We start from the raw sequence: 22,462 nt of genomic DNA, 5'->3' as shown, positions 1-22,462 counted from the left end.
TCGCGGATGATTGCCATTGCCGGCGGAAGGATGCGTAGCCCGGATGAAGCGACGCACAGGCCCCCCTCCCACAAGGAGAAAGGGGGCACCGTGTGCGCTGTTACATCCCCAGCAGCCGCGGCAGCCACAGCGACAAGCCGGGCCAATACGTCACCACCACGAGGAATCCCAGCATCGTCAGCAGCCACGGCCACACCGCGACCGTGAGTTCGGTAATCCCCATCTTGGCGATGCCCGAGGCGACGTAGAGGTTGAGGCCGACAGGCGGATGGCACAGGCCGACCTCCATGTTGACCGTCATCAGGATCCCGAAATGAATGGGATCGATGCCAAGCTTGATCGCGACCGGGAACAGGATCGGCGCCATGATCAGGATGATCGAGGACGGCTCCATCACATTGCCCGCCACCAGCAGCAGCAGGTTGACGAGCAGCAGGAAGCCGATCCACCCCAGGCCCTGGTCGATCATCCATTGCGCGAGCGCCTGCGGCACGTTCTCGTAGGTCATCAGGAACGAGAACAGCACGGCGTTGGTGATGATGTAGAGCAACATCGCCGACAGGTTCGCCGATGACAGCAGCACCCGCGGCACGTCGCGCAGCTTCAAATCCTTGTAGATGAACACCGCGACGATGAAGGCATAGACCGCGCTGACGGCGGCGGCTTCGGTCGGCGTGAACAGGCCGCTGTAGATGCCGCCGATCACGATCACGATCAGCAGGATGCCCCAGATCGACTTGCGGAAGGCATCGAGGCGCTCGAGGAAGGTGGCCTTTCGCATCCGCGGATAGTCGTTGCGCCAAGCGCGATAGAACGTCGTCATGCCAAGCAGCGTGGCAAGCACAAGCCCCGGCACGATGCCGGCGATGAACAGCTTGCCCACCGAGCTGTTGGTGGAGACGGCGTAGAGCACCATCGGGATCGACGGCGGAATGAGGATTCCGAGCGAGCCCGACGTCGTGATCACGCCCGCGCCGAATCGCTTCGGGAAGCCCTGCGCGACCATCGCCGGCAGGATCACCGAGCCGATCGCCACCACGGTCGCCGGCGAGGAGCCGGAGATCGCCGCGAACAGCGCGCAGGCCACCACGCCCGACAAAGCGAGACCACCGTACCAATGGCCGACCAGCGAGGTCGCGAAGGTGATCATCCGCCGCGCCACGCCGCCATGGGTCAGGAAGTTGCCGGCGAGGATGAAGAACGGGATCGCCATGATCTCGAAATTCTCGATGCCGGTGAACAGCTTCAGCGCCACCGATTCCGTTCGCACATCGGTCAGCGTGAACATGAAGCTGAGCACGGTGAGACCCAGCGCGATCGAGATCGGCATGCCCGTGAGCATCAGGGAGAGCAGCAGCGCGAACACGATGGCGACGCGCAGGCCCTGCGGCAAGGTGATGAGATGGCCCGCATGCGCGAAGCAGATCGCGACGATCAGCACCGGCAGCAGCATCAGGATCCAGCCGAGCGGGCTGCGCTCGTCCCGGACCACTTGGGTGGGTGTGACCGGCGCCGGATGCACCGGGTCCACCTCGACGCCTTCGACGCCCGCCATGTCGTGATGCGGCAGCTCGCCGGTGTGGTAGAACGACCAGGCGACCTGCAGGAAGCGGAAGCACATCAGGCCGGAGCCGAGCGGGATGGTGAGATACACCATCCACATCGGCGCTTCCAGATCGTTGGACTGCTGTCCGGTCTGCCACATCTGGCCGACGAACGCGGCGCCGAAATAGGCGACGATGGCGGTGAAGAGCGCGCCGCACAACAGCCCGAAGGTAATGACGCGGCGGCGCGATCCGCCCGGAAGGATGTTGACGAGCACGTCGACGCCGACATGGATGCCGGTCCGCACGCCGTAAGCGGCGCCGAACTTCGCCATCCAGATGAACATGTAGATGCAGAGCTCCTGCGCCCAGGACAGATCGAGCGCGGCAAGCCAGACGAACGCCGCGCGCGCCGGGACGGACAGGAAAGCCAGGTTGCGGGCTTCCGCCCATTTGGCGATGTCGATCGACAGCCCGGCGCCGTAACGATGCAGCACGGCGACGAAGATCAGCGACGTCGCAGCCGCGATCATCGTCGCGATCAGCCACTCCTCGAGATGATCGAGAAAACGATTCAGCACACGCAGCAACTTGATCCCCCCAAGCATCGACTCGTCGTTCAAGAGCGAAACGGCCGGGAGTGCGATCACCCCCGACCGTTGGTGTTGTTCTTATTGGGCCGCGGCCGTCAGTTCATCTTGACGTCGAGTTCCTTGGCGACGAGATCGAGCACCTCCTGCCCGACCCTGCCCTTGGCCCATTTATAGGTCGGCTGCATTGCCTCCTGCCAGGCCTTGCGATCGGCGTCGGTGAGGTAGTGCAGATTGGTCTTGCCCGTCTTCTTGATCTCGGCCAGCGCGTCCTCGTTCTCCTGGCGCGCGATCGAGTTGGTGTAGTCGGACGCCTCGGCCATCGCCTTGTCGAGCTGGGTGCGGATATCGGGCGGCAGGCCCGACCAGAACTTCGAATTGACGATGACGGCGTATTGCAGATGGGCGTGATAGGACACGGTGATGTCCTTCTGCACCTCGTAGAACTTCTGCGTCAGATAGTTGGACGCGGTGTTCTCGCAGCCGTCGACCACCCCGGTCTGCAGGGCCTGGTAGACTTCCGAGAACGCCATGATCTGCGGGATCGAGCCCATGATACGCAGATATTGGTCGGCGATCTTCGATCCGGAGATGCGGAATTTTAGACCCTGGAAATCCGTCGGCTTCAGCAAGGGACGATTGGAGGACAGCATGTGGAAGCCGTTGTCCCAATAGGCAAGCCCGGTGATGCCCTTGGCCTCGAGCTTCTGGAACAGCCACTTGCCGAGCGTGCCCTTCATCGCGTTGGAATAGGTCTGGTCGTCCTTGAACAGCCACGGCAGGTCGAGTGCTTCGAACTCCTTGACGCCCAGCGGCGCGAATTTCGCGGTGGAGGGCGCGAGCATCTGCACCGAGCCGAGCTGCAGCGCCTCGATCTCCTCCTTGTCCTTGTAGAGCGTGGAGTTCGGATAGACTTCGACCTTGACCTTGCCGTCGGTGTATTTCTCGGCAAGCTCCTTGAATTTCAGCGCGCCCTTCCCCTTTGGGGTGTCGTTGGCGACGACGTGACTGAACTTGATGACGATCGGATTTTGGGCCTGCGCAACGGCAGGGGCCAGAACCAACGCGGCCGCAGCGACCGCGAGAAGCAGTTTGCGCATGAAGACCTCCCCAACAACCTCGAAGACCGGGTTCTTTTTGTTTTACAGGTCAGTAGTGGCAGCAATCCGCAAGCCGAACAACTAGACCTAAGCCCAATTTGCCGCAGCCAAGCTAGCTTGACGGGTGCGGTCGGCGCAACCCGGCACGCGCGCCCGGCCTTCCGAACGAGCGCTTATGTCGCATTGCGGCAATGCATCAGCCCTTGCGCTGGGCCACCATGAAGAGACGGCGGAACGGGAACAGGGTCTGCCCCGCCGCATTCTTCGGATAAGCCTTTGCAACGCGCATCCCATAGGCGGCCTCGAATGCGATCTTTTCATCGTCCGCCAGCACGTCGAGATAGCGCGTCAACCAGGTCCCCTTGGTCCATTCCTTGACGGGATTCTCGCCTTCGAGCACTTGCAGATATTCGGTCTCCCAGATGTCGATGTTATCGGACATCGGCGCCAGAAGATCGTGGTAGAAGGCCGGCCCCTCGACCGGCGGCGGGGTGACGAGATGCTCGACCTTGGACCGCCACGGACCATCCAGCGCCGTCTCGCCGATCAGCACGTGCGAGGGCGCCAGGAAGTTGCGCGGCATCTGCACCGCAAGCATGCCGCCAGGCTTCACCTTCTCCATCACCGACGGAAACAATGCCGCGTGATTGGGCAGCCAGTGCAGTGCGGCATTGGAATAGATCAAGTCGTATTGCCTGGCGGGACGCCAATGGCCGAGGTCCTCATGCGACCATTCCACGTCGGGTGCGGCCTTGCGGCCCGCGGCAACCATCTCGGCCGAGCCTTCGACCCCCGTCACCGCCGCGGCCGGCCAGCGCTCCTTGATGAGCTTGGTCACGTTGCCGGCGCCCGCGCCGAGATCGGCAATCTCGCGCGGGCCGAAATCCGGAATCCGCATCAGGAGGTCGACCGCGGGCCGGAGCCGGTGGCCGGAGAATTTCAGATATTGCTGCGGATCCCAGACCATCGCTCAGGTGCCTTTTCTTTTTCGTGTTTCCTTCAACGTCGCTCTTGGTTACCACTGCTCGTCCCGCGGAGGCAATTCAAGGCCCGCGGGATGGGCAGGAAACGGACGGCGCAAAAACCAACAAGAGAGCGTGTGACCATGGACCTCGGGCTCAAATCGAAAACCGCTGTTGTCACCGGCGCGAGCATCGGCATCGGCCGTGCCATCGCCAAGGGCCTCGCCGCTGAAGGCGTGCGCGTCGTCGGTGTGGCGCGGCGCACCGATCTGCTCGCCGAGCTGGTGCAGGAGGTCGGCGGCGGGCTGATCACGCCGTTCGAGCAGGACGTCATGGCCAAGGACGCGGCGGAGAAGATCGCGGCCTTCGCGTTGAAGGAGCTTGGCCATGTCGACATCCTCATCAACAACGCCGGTGGCAGCCGGCCGCTGCCGGTCGATGCACCCGACAGCAAATGGGACGAGGCGATCGCGCTGAATTTCACCAGCTACCGCCGCATCGCGCATGCGCTGCTGCCGCAGATGATCGAACGCAAATGGGGCCGCATCGTCAACATCACCGGCAAGTCCGAGCCGGAGGGCCTCAACGCCGCGTTCGCCGCCAAGGCCGCGGTGCACGCCTGGGCCAAGGGCCTGTCCCGCGAGATCGGCGAGCACGGCATCACCATCAACTGCATTCCGCCCGGCCGCATCATGAGCGAGCAGATCCGCCGCAACTATCCGCCGGATTATCGCGAGCGTTTTGCCGAGGAAGAGATCCCGGTCGGCTATTGGGGCGAGCCGGAAGACCTCGCCGCGCTCGCGGTGTTCCTGGCTTCACCCGTGGCGCGGTACATCACGGGCACGGTGATACCGGTGGACGGGGGACTGCGGCGGTATCAGTTCTAGGGACCACCGCGAAGTCAAAACAAGGCTACCGGAAGTTGAATGGCGAGAGTCTGGACGACGCCCGTAGGATGGCAGGGCGCCGTGAACCCGACGACGGCTTTCGACACGGAGCATCTCGGGTTTCGCAGGTGCTTCAGCCGTCCTTCGAGCCGCATTCAGAAAATTCGCGGATACAAATTAAACGAATCTTTTGCTTTTCATCCTCAGGTAGCAGCCGAACCTGCCCTGTTCGGAGAGAGCGAAATGGCATTCGGCAAGCGTCAGTCCGGAGTTGGTGCCGCAGCTCAAACGTTCGACGTCGGCCTAACCGCCGCGCCCGCAGCCAGCCAGGCCACTTCCGGGACTGCAGTGGCGACAGGCAGCCCGCTCCGCTGGCTGGTTGCGCTGCTGGCTTGCGGCGCCATGCTCTACGGGCTGGTCGCAAGCTACGGCGCGGACATTCTGCGCGACCATCGCCTTTCCGGCACCTGGCAACCTGCCTATGACCTGCGTGCCACCGAAGGGAAGTGCGAGCGAACGAACTTCGTGATCACCTTCTGCAGCACCAAGATCATTTCAGTCGCAAGGCCCGACCAGCCGGCCGTGACCCACAAGTTCATGATGCTCTTCAGCAGCGGCGGCGGGGAAACCCTGGTGCCGGCGCGTTCGACGACCGACCGCGCGGCGATCACGGTTCTCTATGCCGCGGAAACAAAGCTCTGGAACCGGACGGTATCGTTTGTTTCCGTGGCGGGCCTGGTGGCGTTGTTCACCTTCGGCTCGCTGCTCCTGTTCTGGCGATCGCTCAATTCGTGAACCTGGGCGAGTAGAGCATGTCACGGCTCGTAACCGTCCTCGGTGCGGGCGGCATCTTGCTGCTGTGGGGCATCTGTCAAATGCCGTCTGGTTCCAGGGAGGCAGCGTCACGCCAGACGCTGTCTATCAGCGAAGAGCCGGACCGCATCCTGCTCGGCTGGAGCGGCCCCGTCCAGGAGCCCATGAGCGAGCGGGTCGGCGCCGCCCTTGATCAATTCAAGTCCGATCAACGCCGGCTCGTGCTGGTCCTCAACTCGCCGGGCGGCTCGATCGAGCACGGCCGCAAGGTCGTCGCCGCGATCCGCGCCCGCAACCGTGCGATGGACACGTTCGTGCAGAAGGCCGGCGTCTGTGCCTCCATGTGCGTTCCGATCTTTCTCGCGGGCACGAAGCGCGTGGCCGATCCCGACGCCTACTTCATGTTTCACGAGGCCAGCCTGACCGGCAGCGCCAGGGACATGATGAAGCGACAGGAATTAGGCGAGGCCAACAGGGCCGTGGTCGCGGAGGTCGTGAAGACTCGAGACGCAAGCCACCGACGACCTGTTCCACAAGGACATGGGAATTCGCCGCGTCAACACCGCCTGGCTCGCGGGACTGCGCAAGAAGATTCCCGGCCGCGATATCTGGATGAGCGCTCAACAACTCGTCGACGAGGGCTCCGGCGTCGTCGACAGCCTGGGCGTCACACCGTCCCAATAGAGGCGGTGCTGGCTGACCCATTTCGGAATCGCGGCATGTCGGAAGGGTTCCTCGCGAATCCGCGCGGCTCTATGCCGGAACGGTCGATCCGCCAACGCGTTAGCTCTCATATATAGAAGGAGAACATCATGAGCGTTGAAGGCAAGATCAAGGAAGGCGCCGGTTACATCAAGGAAGAGATGAACGAGCACGGCAAGGATCCCGAGAGCCAGCGCAAGGCCCAGGAGGGGCGCGATCTTCGCAACGAGGGCCGCATGGAAGACGGCAAGCCGCCGAAGACCACCAAGCCCGGCACCGGCCACTGAGCCGATCTGATTCAACACCGCCTCCGGTCAAAGCCGGGGGCGGTTTTTGTTTGAGCGATACGAGAGCGAGGAACGTGAGGTTCATCCCGCCGTTGCTCCAGCCTCATCGGAGGAAAGTTCATGCCCAAGACGTCGCTTGCCGAAATCGCGAAGGACATGGCCGGGATCGACATCGCCATTCTTTCGACCCACACCGAGAACGGCGAGATCGCCAACCGTCCAATGAGCAACAACGGCGATGTCGCCTATGACGGCACGTCCTACTACTTTGCCTATGAGCAAACGCGGACCGTGTCGGACATCCAGCGCAATCCGAAAGTCGCGCTCGGGTTTTCGTCGGAAGCGGGCCTGTTTTCGAACGGGATCTACGTCGCCGTCGAAGGGACCGCCGAGCTGATCCGCGACAAGGCGGCTTTCCAACAGCATTGGACCAGCGATCTCGACGATTGGTTCGACGACGGCATCGATACGCCAGGCCTCGTCCTGATCAAGGTCAAAGCCAACCGCATCGCTTATTGGAAGGGCGGTGAAGAGGGTGAGGTTAAGCTCTGACCAGCGCGGGAACGTGCGGCGATTTCTTGAGTGGTTCTTCAGAAACCGTGAAACTGGTGCCATCACCATCGCGCAGTGGCCGACTCTCGTCCTCTGGATCGTGATCGTTGCGGGGGTTCTGCTTTGGATCTGGCCTGCCGCAGGCAAATCCAGCGTCGCTTTGACGATCGTCATGAAAGCCGGACTGATCATCTGGGGCGCCGACGAGATCTTTCGCGGCGTGAATCCGTGGCGACGCTGTCTCGGCGCCGCCATCGTCGTCTATGTGGTCACGACCGTTCTGCTGTGAAGCCTTGGACATGACCTGCCGGGGTGACCCTCAGGACGGACGAACGCCCTTCATCCCTGGCCCGCCGGCGGCACCACATAGAGCGTCAGCGCGAAAACCGCATAGATGAAGATCATCAGCGCGCCGACGAACCATGCCGAGCGGCCGCTGGCGGTGATGTAGGCCGACGTGACCGTCGCGATCATCACCATGGTGACGGCGCCCGGCCAGAACTGCAGGTCCATCGGCTTCGGCCCCACGACATAGCTGAGCAGCACCAGCGCGGGTGCGACGAACAGCGCGATCTGCGAGGCGCTGCCGAGCGCGATGCTGACGGCCATGTCGAGCCGGTCCTTGCGCGCCGCACCGAACGCCACCGCGAATTCGGCGGCGGCGCCGACCAGCGAGACGACGATGAAGCCGACAAAGGCCGGGCTCATTCCGAAGGTTTCCGCCGCCTTCTGCACTGATTCCACGAAGATCGCTGACCAGCGCGACCAGCACGGTGACGACCAGCAGCGTGCCCACGGCTAATCCAATCGGCCAGTGCGCCTCCTTGTCGTCGCCGTGATCGGCGCTGGCGAACAATTCCTTGTGGGTCACGAGCGAGAACCACAAACCGAGTGCGTAAGCGAGGATCAGGAGGATTGAAATGCCGAGGCTGAGCTTGTTCAGGACGCCCCCGTCCGGTGGCAGGTGCTCGAGATCGGCGACCGCCGAAGGCGCAAGCAACGCCACGGTTGCCATCAACAGCAGGCCCGACGAGAGCCGCGCGCCGGCGCGGTTGTACTCCTGCACGTGGTAGCGCAAGCCGCCGAGCAGCAGGCAGGCCCCCAGCATGAACACCGCGTTGGTGACGATCGCGCCCGCGATCGAGGCCTTCACCAGCATGTACTGGCCTGCGCGCAGCGCGGTGATGGCGATGATCAGTTCGGTGAGATTGCCGAGCGTGGCATTGAGCAGTCCGCCCACGGCATCGCCTGTCTTCGCGGCGACCGCCTCGGTGGCATGGCTGAGCAGGGCCGCGAGCGGCACGATGGCAAGCACGGCCAGCACGAACAGCAGCGTGTGGGAATGCGGGGCCGCCTTCTCGGCCACCAGCACGATGGGCACGAACACCAGCATCCAGAGCAAAGGAGTATTCCGGATTTCCCTGAGTAGGATCTGCATGTCGGCCGCTCTTTCCATCGATGCCTCATGGAAAGGTCCGCGAGCTTGCTGCGGGAGTGTTGATCTGGCTCAACGTCGGCCGACAGATGCGCGTCGCCATTGGCGACCGACCCGGGCAACTGAGGTGGGAGTGCACCGTGCCCCACTCCCCAGGGCCAGGCAGCGGCTCAGTGTTTTGCCCGACGGGTCAACTTGATCGCGGCTGCGGACGCCCCCTCGCGGAAACGTTTCGAAAATCCCTTATCAATCAAGGGACTTCTACTGTGCATGGGGTTGTTTTTCGACTTTTTGGTCTGGAGCCTCACCCCGCCTGCAGGATCTCCGCAATCGCCGCCCCCGCCGCGATGGTGCCGAGCTTGCCACCGACATCCCGCGTCGCCCTGCCATCGCCGATCGCTTTGGCCACCGCAGCCTCGATCGCACGCGCGGCCTCTTCATAGCGGACGGCGCCCGTCTTCTCGCCGTGCCAGGCGAGCAGCAGCGCGGTCGACAGGATCAGCGAGATCGGATTGGCGACATCCTGTCCGGCGATATCGGGCGCCGAGCCATGCGCGGCCTGCGCCATGGCGTAGCGCTCGCCGACATTGAGCGAGCCGCCGAGGCCGAGGCTGCCGGAGAGTTCGGCCGTAAGATCGGACAGGATGTCGCCGAACATGTTGGTGGACACGATGACGTCGAAACGGTCGGGACTGCGCACCACATGCGCCATCATGGCATCGACCAGGATGTCGTCGACCGCGAGGCCGGGATAGGCCTTCGCCGCCTCGCGGCAGATGTCGAGGAACATGCCGTCGCCGATCTTGAGCACATTGGCCTTGTGCACGATGGTGAGATGCCTGCGCCGCTTCATCGCCAGACGGCAGGCGGCATGGGCGATGCGTTCGCAGCACAGCCGCGTGATCCGGCGCAGCGAGATCACGACGTCAGGCGTGACCAGCATCTCGCCATTGCCCTGCTCCAGATTGCGGTCTGCATAGAAACCCTCGGTGTTCTCGCGGACCACGACGAGGTCGAAATCACTGATGCGGCCCGGCCTCCCCGCATAAGTGCGCGCGGGCCTGATATTGGCGTAGAGGTCGAGGTTCTTGCGAAAATGACGGGACGGATTGATCTCGCCACGCGCCTCGTCCTTGAAGTCGAATGTCGCGGTCGGGCCCAGGATCAGGCCGTCGGCGGCCCGGACGATGTCGAGCAGCTCTGGCCGCACCGTGGTGCCTGACAGCTTCAGGCTGGCATGCCCGACCGCATGCTCCTCGAGGCGCAGGTTGAGCTGGAAGCGCTCGGACGCTGCGCGCAGCACGCCCGTCGTCGCGGTCGTGATCTCAGGTCCGATGCCATCACCGGGCATAACGACGATTTGCATGGCGCTTCCCTCGTTGCAGCAGCTGGCGCGATCATACGCCCGCGCGAAGCACCATCGCCCAGCCTTCGCGCATACACATCATGCACGCATATGCCTGTGGAAGCAGCGCGGGCCGTAGTACATGCCAATGTCCCCTCAGCGAGGCCGCCGGAGCAACGCGCGAACGCAATGACAATCACGTTACCTGCCGCCGCGCGCGAGCCCGATCATCCCATCGCCGATGGCCTTCCGGCCGCCCAGCGCCGCTGGGCGATCGCGGCGATCTTCACCGCGCTGGCGATGGCCTCGCTCGACACTGCGATCGCCAACATCGCCTTGCCCGCCATCGCCGCCGACCTGCATGTCTCGCCGGAGCAGTCGGTCTGGGTGGTCAACGTCTACCAGATCGCACTGGTGGCGACGCTGCTGCCGCTCGGGGCGCTTGGCGAGATCGTCGGGCACCAGCGCATCTATCTCGGCGGCCTGATCCTGTTCACCATCGCCTCGCTGTTCTGCGCGGTGGCGTGGTCGCTGGAGAGCCTCCTGGTCGCGCGCACGCTGCAAGGCCTAGGTGCGAGCGGCATCATGAGCGTCAACACGGCACTGGTGCGTTTCGTTTATCCGGGCCGGATGCTCGGCCGCGGTTTTGGCCACAATGCGCTTGTTGTCGCGACCGCCTTCACGTTCGGGCCGTCGATCGCCTCCGCCATTCTCGCGCTCGGCCCGTGGCCCTGGCTGTTCGCCGTCAACATCCCGTTCGGCCTCGTCGCGATCGGCATCGGCTTTGCGATGCTGCCGAAGACGCCGCGCGCCGATCATGGCTTCGATTTCCTCGGCGCGGTGCTGGCGTCGGCCTGCCTCGGCCTGTTCATCACCGGCATCGGCAGCGCCGCGCACAATCTCTCGCCTGTCGTCGTCGGCATCGAGCTGGTCGCCGCGCTCGCGCTCGGCTTGATCCTGACGCGCCGGCATGCCGATCATCCGGCGCCGATGCTGCCGATCGACCTGTTCGCCCGGCCGATGTTCGCGCTGTCGGCGGCGACGGCCGTGTGCTCCTTCGCCGTGCAGGGCCTCGCCTTCGTCTCGCTGCCGTTCTATTTCGAGGACGTGCTCGGCCGCTCGCAGGTCGAGACCGGCGTCTTCATGACGCCATGGCCGCTCGTGGTCGGCATCATGGCGCCGATCGCCGGGCGCCTGTCCGACCGCCATGCGGTCGGCCTGCTCGGCGGCATCGGCCTCGTGCTGCTTGGCCTCGGCATGACGCTGCTCGCGACACTGCCGGCCAACCCCGCCATTGCCGACATCATCTGGCGGATGGTGATCTGCGGCATGGGTTTCGGGTTCTTCCAGGCGCCGAACATGAAGGCGGTGATGTCGAGCGCGCCGCCGCATCGCAGCGGCAGCGCCTCCGGCATCGTCGCCACCGCGCGGTTGACGGGACAGACGACGGGCGCCGCGCTTGCCGCGGCCTGCTTCGCGCTCGCCGGCCACGAGGGCGCAACGCTGGCGCTGGCGCTCGGTGCCGGCTTTGCCGCTCTCGGCAGCGTGATGAGCTTCCTGCGGCTGGCGGTGAAGTAATCCTCAGGCCAAATGGCGGGCCGCCGTCACGTCGACGGCCGCCGCCGGAACGATCGTCTCGTCGTCCAGCGCGGCCAGGCGTGCATCGATGGCATCGATGACCTTTCGCGAAAACGGCCCGAGATGCGCATAGGCCGCGATCATCTGCACCGCGATCCGCGCGGACGACGTGTCACGCTTGGCGCAATTCATGAAGGTCTGCCACAGCGGCCCGCGCGCCTCGGGAATGGCGGTGACGACTTTGTGCACGGTCTCCATCGCGCCGACCCTGGCGCGGATGTCGCCCTCGGCGAGCTCATGGCGCTGCCTGGAGCGGTCGAGCAGCGTCATCAGCTTGTCGACGCGGCCGGCGTAGGCCGCCGGGCTGTACACGCGCTCCAGCACGGTCTTGTAGTCCGTCAGAATGTCGCGCAGCGGCCGCACCGGATCGAAATTGATGCCGCCGGTGCACTGGTCGCCGCCCGTCGTCGAAGCCAGGTCATGATCCGGATGCAGCCGGCCCTCCTTGGCGAGCCGCCGCGTCAGCTGCGTGTTCGGCAACGCATACAGTAGCCCGACCATGGCGACCGGAATCGCGGCCTCCTCGATGAAGTCGATCATCGCTTCCGCCATCGAGACCTTCTCGTTGTCGAAGCCGACGATGAAGCCGGCGGTAACAAGCATGCCGGCCGCGTAGATCTTGTGGATGCTCTCCGCGATGTTGCGCCGCGTGTTCTGCTTCTTGCGCATCGCGACCAGCGTTGCGGGATCGGGGCTCTCGATGCCGACGAAGATGCCGAAGAAATTGGCGGCGCCCATCAGCTCCAGCAATTCAGGATCGTCGGCGAGATTGACCGACGCCTCGGTCGACAGCTCGAACGGATAGTTGTGGGCGCGCTGCCACTCGGCCAGCTGCGGCAGGAACTGGCGCAGCGACTTCTTGTTGCCGATGAAATTGTCGTCGACGAAGTCGAGATGGCCGCGGTAGCCCATGTTGTAGAGCGTCTCGAGCTCGACGAACATCTGCTCGGTCGTCTTGGTCCTGGGCACGCGGCCGTAGAGCTCGATGATGTCGCAGAACTCGCAGGTGAACGGGCAGCCGCGCGAATATTGCACACCGAGATAGAGATAGTCCTCGAACTTCAGGAGGTCGAAACGCGGCACCGGCGTCCTGGTGACGTCGGCCTGGAATTTCGGCGCGGTGAAGACGCCGGAGCGCGCCCCGCCCTCCCAGGCCGCGATGAATTCGTCGATGACGCTCTCGGCCTCGCCGAGCACGCGGAAGTCAGCGTTCTCATAGACGTGGGGGCTCGACGTGGGATCGGGACCGCCGACGACAACCGGCTTGCCCGCCGCACGGCATTTGTCGATCAGGCGCAGCGTATCCGCCTGCTGCGGCAACATGCCGCCGGTGAAGACGACGTCAGCCCAGGCGAGATCGTCGTCACCGAACGCCTGCGTGTTGCAGTCGATCAGCCGGACGGTCCAGCTCGACGGCAACATCGCGGCGACCGTGATCAGACCGAGAGGAGCGGCGGGACGCCGGACGCCCATCAGCTTGCAGGATTCGCCGAAGCTCCAGAACGATTCCGCCGTGAACAGCGGATAGAGCATCAGCACGTTGCAGGGGCTCGGCACGATCATGGAACTCCTCTGGCGTCGTTCGCAGTGTAGCAAAGCATCGCCGACTTGCATCCCGACATTGGTGGCAAATTACGCCGGGCGGAACACCGGAACGTCGTCTCAGGCCGCCTGTTGGCGGCGAGAGAGAAGCCTCCGCTCGGGCACGGGCGGGCTTCGGCCATGACCCCGCTTGGCCCATGATCTTCCCACGCCCGCGAAAATTTTCGGCAGCCACCCCGCGGACTGTTGATTTGAACAGTTCCAGTTTGCCGGACACATTGCGCGCCTGCGTTCAATCGGTGGATTGGGCCAATCAGGGGACTGCGATGGCAAACCTAATAATCAACGGAAAAACCTTCACTCTCGACGTCGAGCCGGATACGCCGCTGCTCTGGGCGATTCGCGAGAATGCCGGCCTGACCGGCACCAAATACGGTTGCGGCATTGCACAATGCGGCGCCTGCACGGTTCACATCGAAGGCGTCGCCACCCGCTCCTGCGGCGTCTCGGTCAGCGAGGCCGAGGGCAAGAAGATCACCACGATCGAGGGGCTCGCCTCGGGCGGCACCCTGCACAAGGTGCAGGAAGCCTGGATCGCCCAGGACGTGCCGCAATGCGGCTATTGCCAGGGCGGCATGATCATGGCGGTGGCGGCGCTGCTGACCGAGAAGCCGAAACCGACCGACGCCGACATCGACGAGGCCATCACCAATATCTGCCGCTGCGGCACCTTCCAGCAGGTGCGCGAAGCGATCCACACGATCGCCAGCGCCTAAAGGAGCCGCGCCATGAACAAGCATGTTTCTCCCAAGATGAACCGCCGTGCCTTCGTCATCGGCAGCGCCACGCTCGGCGCCGGTCTCGCCATCGGCCTCGACATCCCCTTCGGCGGGCCCGCCATTGTGCGCGCCGCCGACGGCTCGCCCGAGATCGGCGCCTGGGTCGTGGTCAGGCCCGACGACACCGTGGTGATCCGCATCGCCCGCTCCGAGATGGGCCAGGGCTCGCTGACGGGTCTCGCCCAGCTCGTCGCCGAAGAGCTTGAGTGCGACTGGACCAAGGTCACGACCGAATATCCGACACCGGGCCAGAGCGTCGCACGCAAGCGCGTATGGGGCGATTTCTCGACCGGCGGCAGCCGCGGCATCCGCTCCTCGCAGGACTATGTCCGCAAGGGCGGCGCCACCGCGCGCGTGATGCTGATCCAGGCCGCCGCCGACGCATGGAAGGTGCCGGCCTCCGAATGCACGGCTGAAAACAGCGTCATCACGCATAAGGCGTCGGGCCGGACCACGACCTACGGCAAGGTCGCCGAAGCCGCCGCGAAGCTGACGCCGCCGGCCGAGGTCAAGCTGAAGGACCCGAAGGACTGGAAGCTGATCGGCAAGGGCGTGAAGCGCCTCGACACCGTCGACAAAACCACCGGCGCCATGATCTACGGCGCCGACGTCAAGCTGCCGGGCATGCTGAATGCCGCGATCAAGGACTGCCCGGTGTTCGGCGGCAAGCTGAAGAGCTTTGACGAAGCCAAGATCGCCGGCATGAAAGGCGTCAAGAAGGTCGTCAAGGTCGGCGATACCGCGGTCGCTGTGGTCGCCGACACCTGGTGGCACGCCAAGACCGCGCTGGAGGCGCTGCCGATCGTCTGGGACGAGGGCGACAACGCCAAGGTCTCCAGCGAGTCGATTGCGAAGTGGCTCACCGAGGGCCTCGACGATTCTCAGCCGGCCTATGTCGGCAACAAGAACGGCGATGCCAAGGCCGCGATTACGAGTGCGGCGAAGAAGGTCGAAGCCGTCTACTCCTATCCCTACCAAAACCACGCCACGATGGAGCCGATGAACGCCACCGCGCTCTACACCGCGGACAAATGCGAGGTCTGGTGCGGCACGCAGAACGGCGAAGCCGCCTTCGCTGCAGTGCTGGAAGCGTCCGGCCTGCCCGCGGAGAAGTGCGACGTCCACAAGGTGATGCTGGGCGGTGGTTTCGGCCGGCGCGGCCAGACCGACTATGTCCGCCAGGCGGTCGTCATCGCCAAGCAGATGCCGGGCACGCCGATCAAGCTGTTGTGGTCGCGCGAAGAGGACATGGCGCATGGCCGGTATCACCCGATCACCCAGTGCAAGATGACCGGCGCGTTCGATGCCAACAACAATCTGGTCGCGCTGCACTACCGCCTGTCCGGACAATCGATCCTGTTCTCGCTGCGCCCCGAGGCGCTGCAGAACGGCATGGATCCGGCGGCGTTCCAGGGCGTCGCTCAATCGGGCGAAGCCGCGTTCGGCTATTCGGTGCCGAACCTTCTGGTCGAGCATGCGATGCGCAACCCGCACGTCCCGCCCGGCTTCTGGCGCGGCGTCAACGTCAATCACAACGCGATCTACATGGAATGCTTCATGGACGAGCTGGCCCAGGCCGCAGGCCAGGACCCGCTCGAATTCCGCCGCAAGCTGATGGGCAATCACCCCAAGCACCTCGCGGTGCTCAATGCGGTCGCGGAGAAGATCGGCTGGGACAAGCCGGCGCCGCAGGGCATCTATCGCGGCATCGCCCAGGTCATGGGCTATGGCAGCTATGTCGCCGGCGCCGCCGAGATCTCGGTGACCGACGGCAGCAAGATCAAGGTGCATCGCATCGTCGCCTCCACCGACCCCGGCTACGTCGTCAATCCGGCGCAGGTGGAGCGGCAGATCGCGGGCTCCTTCGTCTATGGCCTCTCCGCGCTGTTCTACGGCGGCTGCACCGTCAAGGACGGCAAGATCGAGCAAACCAACTTCGACACCTACAACTCGATGCGCATCAACGAGATGCCGAAGGTGGAATCGGTGATGGTGCCGAGCGGCGGGTTCTGGGGCGGCGTCGGCGAGCCGACCATCGGTGTTGCCGCGCCGGCGGTTCTGAACGCCTATTTCGCCGCGACCGGCAAGCGCATCCGCTCGGTGCCGCTGCGCGACCAGAACATCACCTTCGCCTGAGAAACGCCGCGGCGGTCACGATGGCCGCCGCGGCACACTTTTCCGGACAAGCCTCATGAATGTGCCGGTGACACGGCGGAATGCCGTCCTCGGCATCGCCGCCGCGGCCGCATCGCTCGCCACACCTTCGATCCTGCGCGCGCAATCGGCAGGCCGCATCGTCGTGGTCGGCGGCGGCTTCGGTGGCGCGGCCTGCGCGCGTGCGCTCAAGCGCGCCGATGCGAACCTGCAGGTCACCCTGATCGAGCCGAACAAGGTTTTCACGTCCTGCCCGTTCAGCAACGAGGTGATCGCCGGCCTGCGCAAGATGGAGACGCAGCAGTTCGGCTATGACAGGATCGCGGCCGAGGGCATCGCCGTGGTCGCTCAGGCCGCGACGGCCATCGACCCGCAAAAGCGTAGCGTGACCACAGCCGATGGCACCGCGTTTGCCTATGATCGTCTCGTGCTCTCCCCAGGCATCGACTTCCATGGCGAGGCCCTGCCCGGCTATGACGATGCCGCATCGGAGAAGATGCCGCATGCCTGGAAGGCCGGCGCGCAGACGCTGCTGCTGCGCAAGCAGCTGGAAGCGATGGCGGATGGCGGCACGGTCGCCATTGCAGTCCCGGCCAATCCGTCGCGCTGCCCCCCGGCGCCTTACGAGCGCGCCAGCCTGATCGCGCATTACCTGAAGACGAACAAGCGACGCTCGAAAGTCCTGATCCTCGACGCCAAGGACAATTTCTCCCAGCAGCGGCTGTTCGAGAGGGCGTGGAAGGAGCTCTACGGCGACATGATCGAGCGCGTCGGCCTGTCGCAAGGCGGCCGCGTCACCTCCGTCGATCCTGGGACCATGACCATCGTCACCGAGTTCGGCAATTACACCCCTGACGTCGCCAACGTCATCCCGCCGCAACGCGCGGGACGCATCGCCGAGATCGCGGGCGCTGCAGATGCGACCGGCTGGTGCCCGATCGATCCCGTGAGCTTCGAGTCGAAACTCGCCAAAGGCATCCATGTCATCGGCGATGCCTGCCTCGGCGGCGGCATTCCCAAATCGGCGTCGGCCGCAAGCGGGCAAGGCAAGGCTTGCGCCACCGCCATCGTCCGTCTCCTCGCCGGCCGCGCACCGGAAACGCCGCGGTTCACAGGCGTCTGCTACAATACCGTCGCACCCGGCTACGGCTTCTCCCTTGCCGGCAATTACCAGCCAAGAGGCGACATCTTCGCCGAGGTGGAAGGCGGCGCGACCAGTCCGGTCGATGCGCCACGCGAATTGCGGGCCCGCGAAGCGGCGGAGGCGGAGCGCTGGTTTCAAACCATCACGGCGGACACCTTTGGCTAGAGCAATGATGGACCAAGCCTGCCGCGAACGCCTCGGTGCGCTCCCTCCACCGCCTGCGGGGGGTGCCTCCACTCGCGAGAATTCCCAAGAAGCGAGAACCCTCACCCTCGCCTTCGGCTCGACCTCTCCCGCAAGCGGGAGAGGTAAGTGGAGTTCGCGGCGGTCGCAGCCGTCCTTCCCGACATTTGCGATTGCCGCATTCCTCGTAATGGGCCTCGCCTTTGCCAGCGTTGTGCGCGCGAACGAACTCGTCTCCTACAACATCGTCGGTGACGGAATTCCGGTCTCGCTCACCGGCTCGCACGGCGATGCCGCACGCGGACGAGCGCTTGTGCTCGCACGCAGCACGACCTGCATCCTCTGCCATTCCGGCCCCTTCCCGGAGACGCGGTTCCAGGGCGACCTCGCGCCTGACCTCACCGGGGCCGGGAACCGATGGACGGCGAGCCAGTTGCGGCTTCGACTGGTCGATGCCTCGCGACTCAACGCAGAGACCATCATGCCGTCCTATTATCGCAACGACGGCCTCGTGCGGGTCGGACGCAATTTTGCCGGCAAGCCGATATTGTCGGCCGCCGAGATCGAGGACATCGTGGCCTTTCTTGCAACGCTTCGCGACTAGGACTGTTCATGCCAACCACGCGACGACAATTCTTGAGCCTCGCCGGAAGCATCACCGCCGCCGGGACGCTCCCGATCGTCACCCTGCGTCCGCTTCAGGCGACGCCCGCGATGCTCAATGGCGCGATCCGCAACATCGTCGGCGAAGCATCCGTCCGCACCGGCAGGGTGAAGCTCGATATTCCTCCGCTGGTCGAGAACGGCAACACCGTGCCGATGACGGTGAGCGTCGCAAGCCCGATGACGGCTGACGATTACGTCAAGAGCATTCACGTCTTCAACGAGAAGAACCCGCAGCCGAACATCGGCAATTTCTATCTCGGCCCCTCCTCCGGCCGGGCCCAGGTCTCGACCCGCATCCGCCTTGCCGACACCCAGAAAGTGGTGGCGATCGCGCGTATGTCCGACGACACGTTCTGGCAGGTCGTCGCCGACGTGGTCGTGACGCTGGCGGCCTGCACCGAGGAGATGAACTGATGGCCGCGCTCATCAACGTTCCCGCGAAGGCCAAACGCGGCGACGTCATCGAGATCCGCACGCTGACCTCGCACATCATGGAAACAGGCTTCCGCCACACTGTGGACGGCAAGCTGGTACCGCGCGACATCATCACGAGCTTCATTTGCCGCTACAACGGCGCCGAGATCTTCCGCGCCGACCTGTTTCCGGCGATCGCGGCCAATCCCTATCTGTCGTTCTTCACCGTCGCCAGGGAGAGCGGCAAGTTCGAGTTCGAATGGATCGGCGACAACGGCTATTCGTCCACCGCATCGGCATCGATCACGGTCGAATGAGCGTTTGGCGCGCGATAGCCGCGGCGACCTTGCTCGCCGCAGCCCCTGCCTTGCTCGCCGGTGAAATTCCGCCCGATGCGCGCCGGTCCGGCTATTCGTTCATGGGACCCGACACCCGGGCGATGCAGGACGACGACACCTCCAATCCGGCCATGCTGTTCGTGCTCGATGGCGAACAGCTCTGGGCGAAGAAGACCGGCAGCGCGGCGAAGGCCTGCGCGGATTGCCATGGCGATGCGCGCGGCAGCATGAAGGGCGTCGCGGCGCGCTACCCTGCCTTCGACAAGGCGCTCGGCCGCCCCGTCACGCTCGACCAGCGTATCAATCTCTGCAGAGCCGATCATCAGCAAGCGACGCCGCTGCCCTACGAGAGCCGCGACCTCCTCGCGCTCTCAGCCTTCGTTGCCCATCAATCGCGTGGTGCCGCGATCACGGCCGGGGACGATCCGCAGGCAAAACCGTTCGTGGAGCAAGGCCGCGAGCTCTTCATGCGGCGCGAGGGTCAGCTCAATCTCGCCTGCGCCAATTGCCACGACGACAATTTCGACAAGCGCCTCGCGGGCGCGCCGATCACGCAGGGACAGCCGACCGGCTATCCGCTCTACCGCCTGGAATGGCAAACGCTGGGTTCTCTGGAACGGCGCCTGCGCAGCTGCATGAGCGGCGTGCGCGCCCAGGCTTATGAGTACGGCTCGCCCGAGCTGGTCGCGCTCGAGCTCTATCTGATGTCGCGGGCGCACGGCCTGCCGATGGAGACGCCGGCAGTGCGGCCCTGAAACGAAAGCGGCCGGCACAGGCCGGCCACTTCGCTGAAGGCCGCGCTGTTCTGCTATTCCGCCGGCGCGGCAGACATCTCCGGATGCGCGGCATAATGTTCGCCGGCGCCGAGCCTGCTGGCCGCGAACAGGCCAGCGGCCATCGCGGCATAGGCCAGCGCGACCGCGGGCGTGACGCCGAACCCGCCGCCGATGCCGACCGCCTCGCCATGCATGAAGCCGAAATAGGTCAGCACGGCACCGACCAGCGCAAACGCCGAGGCTTTCTCGAAATCGCGCTCGATGATGAAGACGCCGATCGCGCCCAGGATGAGGCCACCGAGGATGGAGCCGCCGCCCATCACCTCGAGGCCGTGGTAGAACACGCCCTGCTGCGGCAGCGCGGCGATCGCGGCAGCCTTCACCGCGTCGGCCTTGTCGGCGGCCATCCCGCCGACGGTTGCCGCCGCATTCATGGTCGAGCCGAGCATCGTGTCGATCTGCAGCTTGGCCCAGGCGGCCAGATGTGGCGTCAGCGCCAGCACGATCGCGGGCGCGTGCTTGACCGGCGTGGTCTGGAACGCCTGCGCGCCGATCAGCATGCCGATGTAGAGCAGGATCGGCGAGATCGCGACCACGGGCACGAGTGCCAGTAGCACCGAGATGATGCCGAACCAGGCCAGCACGATCACCATGATGCCGGTTGCCGCCGAATAGCCGATGCGGCCGCCCATCGCCTTCCAGCCGGGATGGCCGATATAGACGGCGTTGATGAAGGGATTGCCCATCAGGCAGCCGATCAGGCTGACGACGCCGTCGGCCGTGAGCACCCGCGTGGTCGGATATTCGTCGCCCGCCGCTTCCGCGCTCTCGACATTGTCCATGGCCTCGACGAGGTCGTAGATGCCGAACGGAATGGCGGTGACGAGGATGATGCCGAGAAATTCGAAGCCGGAGAAGACGTGGCCAATTGCCGGGATCGGCACCGAGAAGCCGAAGTTGGCGAAGGCATCGCCAACACCCTTGATGCTCAAGCCGCCGAGCCCAAGCCCGAACAGGTTCGAGCCCCAGGCGATGACCATGCCGACCGCGATGGCGACGAGGCCTGCGGGAATGCCGCGCGGATATTTCACGCCGCCGAACCAGCTCACCAGGATGATGGCGAAGCAGACCAGACCAATCTGCGGCGTCATGTACATTTCCAGCGCAGGCCGCATCGAGATGAAGGTGACGGAGACGCCGGCGAGCGTGCCGAGCAGTGCCGCGCGCGGCGTGATCTTGCGAATGAACGGCGCAATGAAGCCACCGATCATGAGAATGAAGCTCTGGAAGAACACCCAGACCAGGCCCGCGGACCAGCCCTTGAGCGGATCACCGGTCTTCAGTGTGATCGGCAGCATGATCACGAAGGTGACGATGAACATGTGCGGCACGCTGACGCCCGAGGGCAGCGCGCAGACATCGTTGCGTCCGGTCTTCTGCGCCAGACGGTAGGCAAGGTAGGCGTAGTAGAACGTCGAGAGGCACATCATCAGCCCGAGCGCGGGCAGGATGCGGCCGAACACCAGACTGTCCGGCATCTTCAGGACGAAGCGCAACAGACCCGTGAGCACCAGCATGTTGACGAGGATGTTGGTGCCGAAGCCGAAAAACGCGTTCCAGTCGCCAGATGTCCATAGTACCGGCTTGAAACCGGACGTATCGATCTCGGACTTGCCGGCCGTCCCCGTCAATGTGCTCATGATCGTCCCCCTGATGTGGTCGAAGTCTTCATTGCCTCCAGAACTGCGGCCGAGTCCGTGACCCAGCCGAAGATGCCGCCTTGGGCCTTGATCATCTTCAGGCCCATCTCGTGAAACTCGGGGAAGTAGGATGCGCAACCGTCCGACATGACGACGCAGCGGTAACCGCGGTCATTAGCCTCGCGCACCGTGGTGTTGACGCACACCTCAGTGGTGACGCCGCACACCAGCAGGTTTTCGATACCGTATCTCTCCAGGACGTCGCCGAGCTCAGTGGCGTAGAACGCGCCTTTGCCGGGCTTGTCGATCACGACCTCGCTGTCGAGCGGATAAAGTGCGGGAATGATGTCGTGGCCGGCCTCGCCGCGAATGAGGATGCGGCCCATCGGGCCGGGATCGCCGATGCGAAGACTCGGCGCGCCGCGCTCGATCTTCGCCGGCGGCGCATCGGAGAGATCGGGCAGATGGCCTTCGCGGGTGTGGATCACCAGCATGCCGGCGTCGCGCGCCGCCGCCAGCACCGCGCCGATCGGCTTCACCGCGCGCGCCAGCTGGCTGACGTCGTTGCCCAGCGTCTCGCCGAAGCCACCGGGCTCCATGAAGTCGCGCTGCATGTCGATGATCAGAAGCGCGGTGGCGGACCAGTCGAGTGCGATTGGCTCGGGCTCGGCGCTAATGACGCCCAATGTCGGCTTGCTCAAGTCCAGCATGACGCCCGCCCCTCGCGAGAACTGCGCCAGGAGTTCTGCAAGCGGCGTGCCATTGTGTACAATTGCGACGGCGTGCAGGCCGCGGAGGAATTTGAAGCACGCTCAGAAGGTTAGGAAGAATGCCTGTACCTGCTTATTCCC

At 64.6% G+C, this 22,462-nt stretch carries 21 protein-coding genes and 2 pseudogenes; 14 read left to right on the top strand and 9 right to left on the bottom strand.

All coding sequences use genetic code 11. The features are described from left to right. Nucleotides 1-100 precede the first annotated feature (100 nt). The 4 genes and pseudogenes from ML401_RS10140 to ML401_RS10125 all read right to left on the bottom strand — a co-directional run bounded on the left by ML401_RS10140 (nucleotide 101) and on the right by ML401_RS10125 (nucleotide 4,201). On the bottom strand, nucleotides 101-1,381 hold the full coding sequence (locus tag ML401_RS10140) for a TRAP transporter large permease (protein ID WP_249131519.1): 1,281 nt from the start codon (nucleotides 1,379-1,381) through the stop codon (nucleotides 101-103). Nucleotides 1,382-1,603: 222 nt separating this feature from the next. Continuing rightward, a pseudogene (locus tag ML401_RS10135) lies at nucleotides 1,604-2,077 on the bottom strand (TRAP transporter small permease); the annotation flags it as partial. 155 nt (nucleotides 2,078-2,232) lie between these two features. Beyond that, nucleotides 2,233-3,234: a DctP family TRAP transporter solute-binding subunit gene (locus ML401_RS10130; protein WP_194406866.1), complete on the bottom strand. Its 1,002-nt coding sequence runs from the start codon at nucleotides 3,232-3,234 to the stop codon at nucleotides 2,233-2,235. Nucleotides 3,235-3,430: 196 nt separating this feature from the next. After that, nucleotides 3,431-4,201, bottom strand: coding sequence for a methyltransferase domain-containing protein (locus ML401_RS10125; protein ID WP_194406865.1), 771 nt, complete (start codon nucleotides 4,199-4,201; stop codon nucleotides 3,431-3,433). 138 nt (nucleotides 4,202-4,339) lie between these two features. Between ML401_RS10125 and ML401_RS10120 the strand changes: the two genes are divergently transcribed. The 6 genes from ML401_RS10120 (at nucleotide 4,340) to ML401_RS10095 (ending at nucleotide 7,726) form a co-directional block, all read left to right on the top strand. Beyond that, complete coding sequence (locus ML401_RS10120) at nucleotides 4,340-5,083, top strand: SDR family NAD(P)-dependent oxidoreductase (RefSeq protein ID WP_211418308.1); 744 nt, start codon at nucleotides 4,340-4,342, stop codon at nucleotides 5,081-5,083. A gap of 81 nt (nucleotides 5,084-5,164) precedes the next feature. Continuing rightward, on the top strand, nucleotides 5,165-5,878 hold the full coding sequence (locus ML401_RS10115) for a hypothetical protein (protein WP_285811778.1): 714 nt from the start codon (nucleotides 5,165-5,167) through the stop codon (nucleotides 5,876-5,878). 17 nt (nucleotides 5,879-5,895) lie between these two features. Beyond that, complete coding sequence (locus tag ML401_RS10110; RefSeq protein WP_285811776.1) at nucleotides 5,896-6,696, top strand: ATP-dependent Clp protease proteolytic subunit; 801 nt, start codon at nucleotides 5,896-5,898, stop codon at nucleotides 6,694-6,696. Nucleotides 6,697-6,708: 12 nt separating this feature from the next. Beyond that, entirely contained in the window at nucleotides 6,709-6,885 is a 177-nt protein-coding gene (locus ML401_RS10105) for a hypothetical protein (protein ID WP_018322718.1), read from the top strand. Nucleotides 6,886-7,005: 120 nt separating this feature from the next. Next, entirely contained in the window at nucleotides 7,006-7,437 is a 432-nt protein-coding gene (locus ML401_RS10100) for a pyridoxamine 5'-phosphate oxidase family protein (protein WP_211417881.1), read from the top strand. A 13-nt stretch (nucleotides 7,438-7,450) separates the two neighbouring features. Further along, nucleotides 7,451-7,726, top strand: coding sequence for a hypothetical protein (locus ML401_RS10095; protein ID WP_285811772.1), 276 nt, complete (start codon nucleotides 7,451-7,453; stop codon nucleotides 7,724-7,726). A 50-nt stretch (nucleotides 7,727-7,776) separates the two neighbouring features. On the opposite strand, the pseudogene cax reads toward ML401_RS10095, so the two are convergent. Further along, nucleotides 7,777-8,875: pseudogene (gene cax, locus ML401_RS10090) on the bottom strand (calcium/proton exchanger). 301 nt (nucleotides 8,876-9,176) lie between these two features. Beyond that, nucleotides 9,177-10,238, bottom strand: coding sequence for an isocitrate/isopropylmalate dehydrogenase family protein (locus ML401_RS10085; protein ID WP_285811770.1), 1,062 nt, complete (start codon nucleotides 10,236-10,238; stop codon nucleotides 9,177-9,179). 168 nt (nucleotides 10,239-10,406) lie between these two features. On the opposite strand from ML401_RS10085, the gene ML401_RS10080 reads away from it, so the two are divergent. Further along, nucleotides 10,407-11,795: an MFS transporter gene (locus ML401_RS10080; protein ID WP_285811767.1), complete on the top strand. Its 1,389-nt coding sequence runs from the start codon at nucleotides 10,407-10,409 to the stop codon at nucleotides 11,793-11,795. Nucleotides 11,796-11,798: 3 nt separating this feature from the next. On the opposite strand, the gene ML401_RS10075 is transcribed toward ML401_RS10080, so the two are convergent. Then, nucleotides 11,799-13,418: a B12-binding domain-containing radical SAM protein gene (locus tag ML401_RS10075; protein WP_285811765.1), complete on the bottom strand. Its 1,620-nt coding sequence runs from the start codon at nucleotides 13,416-13,418 to the stop codon at nucleotides 11,799-11,801. Nucleotides 13,419-13,723: 305 nt separating this feature from the next. Here ML401_RS10075 and ML401_RS10070 point away from each other — a divergent pair, with 305 nt between their 5' ends. The 7 genes from ML401_RS10070 to soxA all read left to right on the top strand — a co-directional run bounded on the left by ML401_RS10070 (nucleotide 13,724) and on the right by soxA (nucleotide 19,890). Then, on the top strand, nucleotides 13,724-14,173 hold the full coding sequence (locus ML401_RS10070) for a (2Fe-2S)-binding protein (RefSeq protein ID WP_285811763.1): 450 nt from the start codon (nucleotides 13,724-13,726) through the stop codon (nucleotides 14,171-14,173). 12 nt (nucleotides 14,174-14,185) lie between these two features. Continuing rightward, nucleotides 14,186-16,372 carry a molybdopterin cofactor-binding domain-containing protein gene (locus tag ML401_RS10065; RefSeq protein WP_285811761.1) on the top strand — a complete coding sequence of 729 codons (2,187 nt, stop codon included), beginning with the start codon at nucleotides 14,186-14,188 and terminating at the stop codon, nucleotides 16,370-16,372. 55 nt (nucleotides 16,373-16,427) lie between these two features. Continuing rightward, a complete protein-coding gene (locus ML401_RS10060) occupies nucleotides 16,428-17,699 on the top strand; it encodes an NAD(P)/FAD-dependent oxidoreductase (protein ID WP_285811759.1) in 1,272 nt (423 codons plus the stop codon). 208 nt (nucleotides 17,700-17,907) lie between these two features. Then, nucleotides 17,908-18,321 (top strand): sulfur oxidation c-type cytochrome SoxX, encoded by a 414-nt coding sequence (gene soxX / locus ML401_RS10055; RefSeq protein WP_211417888.1) that lies wholly within the window; start codon nucleotides 17,908-17,910, stop codon nucleotides 18,319-18,321. Between the two features lie 8 nt (nucleotides 18,322-18,329). Then, on the top strand, nucleotides 18,330-18,797 hold the full coding sequence (locus ML401_RS10050; protein ID WP_211417889.1) for a SoxY-related AACIE arm protein: 468 nt from the start codon (nucleotides 18,330-18,332) through the stop codon (nucleotides 18,795-18,797). Continuing rightward, nucleotides 18,797-19,114: a thiosulfate oxidation carrier complex protein SoxZ gene (gene soxZ, locus ML401_RS10045; protein ID WP_211417890.1), complete on the top strand. Its 318-nt coding sequence runs from the start codon at nucleotides 18,797-18,799 to the stop codon at nucleotides 19,112-19,114. Before ML401_RS10050 ends, soxZ begins: the two co-directional genes overlap by 1 nt. Next, complete coding sequence (gene soxA / locus ML401_RS10040) at nucleotides 19,111-19,890, top strand: sulfur oxidation c-type cytochrome SoxA (protein WP_285811755.1); 780 nt, start codon at nucleotides 19,111-19,113, stop codon at nucleotides 19,888-19,890. The genes soxZ and soxA overlap by 4 nt, the downstream gene beginning before the upstream one ends. Nucleotides 19,891-19,943: 53 nt before the next feature. On the opposite strand, the gene ML401_RS10035 is transcribed toward soxA, so the two are convergent. Then, entirely contained in the window at nucleotides 19,944-21,611 is a 1,668-nt protein-coding gene (locus tag ML401_RS10035) for a regulator (RefSeq protein ID WP_285811752.1), read from the bottom strand. Further along, nucleotides 21,608-22,321 carry a cysteine hydrolase family protein gene (locus ML401_RS10030; RefSeq protein ID WP_211417893.1) on the bottom strand — a complete coding sequence of 238 codons (714 nt, stop codon included), beginning with the start codon at nucleotides 22,319-22,321 and terminating at the stop codon, nucleotides 21,608-21,610. The genes ML401_RS10035 and ML401_RS10030 overlap by 4 nt, the downstream gene beginning before the upstream one ends. Between the last annotated feature and the right edge of the window lie 141 nt (nucleotides 22,322-22,462).

It is taken from the genome of Bradyrhizobium sp. 62B, assembly GCF_030272265.2.
Lineage (GTDB): Bacteria > Pseudomonadota > Alphaproteobacteria > Rhizobiales > Xanthobacteraceae > Bradyrhizobium.
The sequence above is the reverse complement of the archived record's forward strand: the minus strand, read 5'-3'. Positions and strand labels throughout refer to the sequence as shown.

What these genes read in the sequence shown, in the direction of transcription:
- ML401_RS10130 (WP_194406866.1), bottom strand. Translation starts at nt 3,234, where the DNA reads ATGCGCAAACTGCTTCTCGCGGTCGCTGCGGCCGCGTTGGTTCTGGCC.
- ML401_RS10125 (WP_194406865.1), bottom strand. Translation starts at nt 4,201, where the DNA reads ATGGTCTGGGATCCGCAGCAATATCTGAAATTCTCCGGCCACCGGCTC.
- ML401_RS10120 (WP_211418308.1), top strand. Translation starts at nt 4,340, where the DNA reads ATGGACCTCGGGCTCAAATCGAAAACCGCTGTTGTCACCGGCGCGAGC.
- ML401_RS10110 (WP_285811776.1), top strand. Translation starts at nt 5,896, where the DNA reads ATGTCACGGCTCGTAACCGTCCTCGGTGCGGGCGGCATCTTGCTGCTG.
- ML401_RS10105 (WP_018322718.1), top strand. Translation starts at nt 6,709, where the DNA reads ATGAGCGTTGAAGGCAAGATCAAGGAAGGCGCCGGTTACATCAAGGAA.
- ML401_RS10100 (WP_211417881.1), top strand. Translation starts at nt 7,006, where the DNA reads ATGCCCAAGACGTCGCTTGCCGAAATCGCGAAGGACATGGCCGGGATC.
- ML401_RS10085 (WP_285811770.1), bottom strand. Translation starts at nt 10,238, where the DNA reads ATGCAAATCGTCGTTATGCCCGGTGATGGCATCGGACCTGAGATCACG.
- ML401_RS10080 (WP_285811767.1), top strand. Translation starts at nt 10,407, where the DNA reads ATGACAATCACGTTACCTGCCGCCGCGCGCGAGCCCGATCATCCCATC.
- ML401_RS10075 (WP_285811765.1), bottom strand. Translation starts at nt 13,418, where the DNA reads ATGATCGTGCCGAGCCCCTGCAACGTGCTGATGCTCTATCCGCTGTTC.
- ML401_RS10070 (WP_285811763.1), top strand. Translation starts at nt 13,724, where the DNA reads ATGGCAAACCTAATAATCAACGGAAAAACCTTCACTCTCGACGTCGAG.
- ML401_RS10065 (WP_285811761.1), top strand. Translation starts at nt 14,186, where the DNA reads ATGAACAAGCATGTTTCTCCCAAGATGAACCGCCGTGCCTTCGTCATC.
- ML401_RS10060 (WP_285811759.1), top strand. Translation starts at nt 16,428, where the DNA reads ATGAATGTGCCGGTGACACGGCGGAATGCCGTCCTCGGCATCGCCGCC.
- soxX (WP_211417888.1), top strand. Translation starts at nt 17,908, where the DNA reads ATGGGCCTCGCCTTTGCCAGCGTTGTGCGCGCGAACGAACTCGTCTCC.
- ML401_RS10050 (WP_211417889.1), top strand. Translation starts at nt 18,330, where the DNA reads ATGCCAACCACGCGACGACAATTCTTGAGCCTCGCCGGAAGCATCACC.
- soxZ (WP_211417890.1), top strand. Translation starts at nt 18,797, where the DNA reads ATGGCCGCGCTCATCAACGTTCCCGCGAAGGCCAAACGCGGCGACGTC.
- soxA (WP_285811755.1), top strand. Translation starts at nt 19,111, where the DNA reads ATGAGCGTTTGGCGCGCGATAGCCGCGGCGACCTTGCTCGCCGCAGCC.
- ML401_RS10035 (WP_285811752.1), bottom strand. Translation starts at nt 21,611, where the DNA reads ATGAGCACATTGACGGGGACGGCCGGCAAGTCCGAGATCGATACGTCC.
- ML401_RS10030 (WP_211417893.1), bottom strand. Translation starts at nt 22,321, where the DNA reads ATGCTGGACTTGAGCAAGCCGACATTGGGCGTCATTAGCGCCGAGCCC.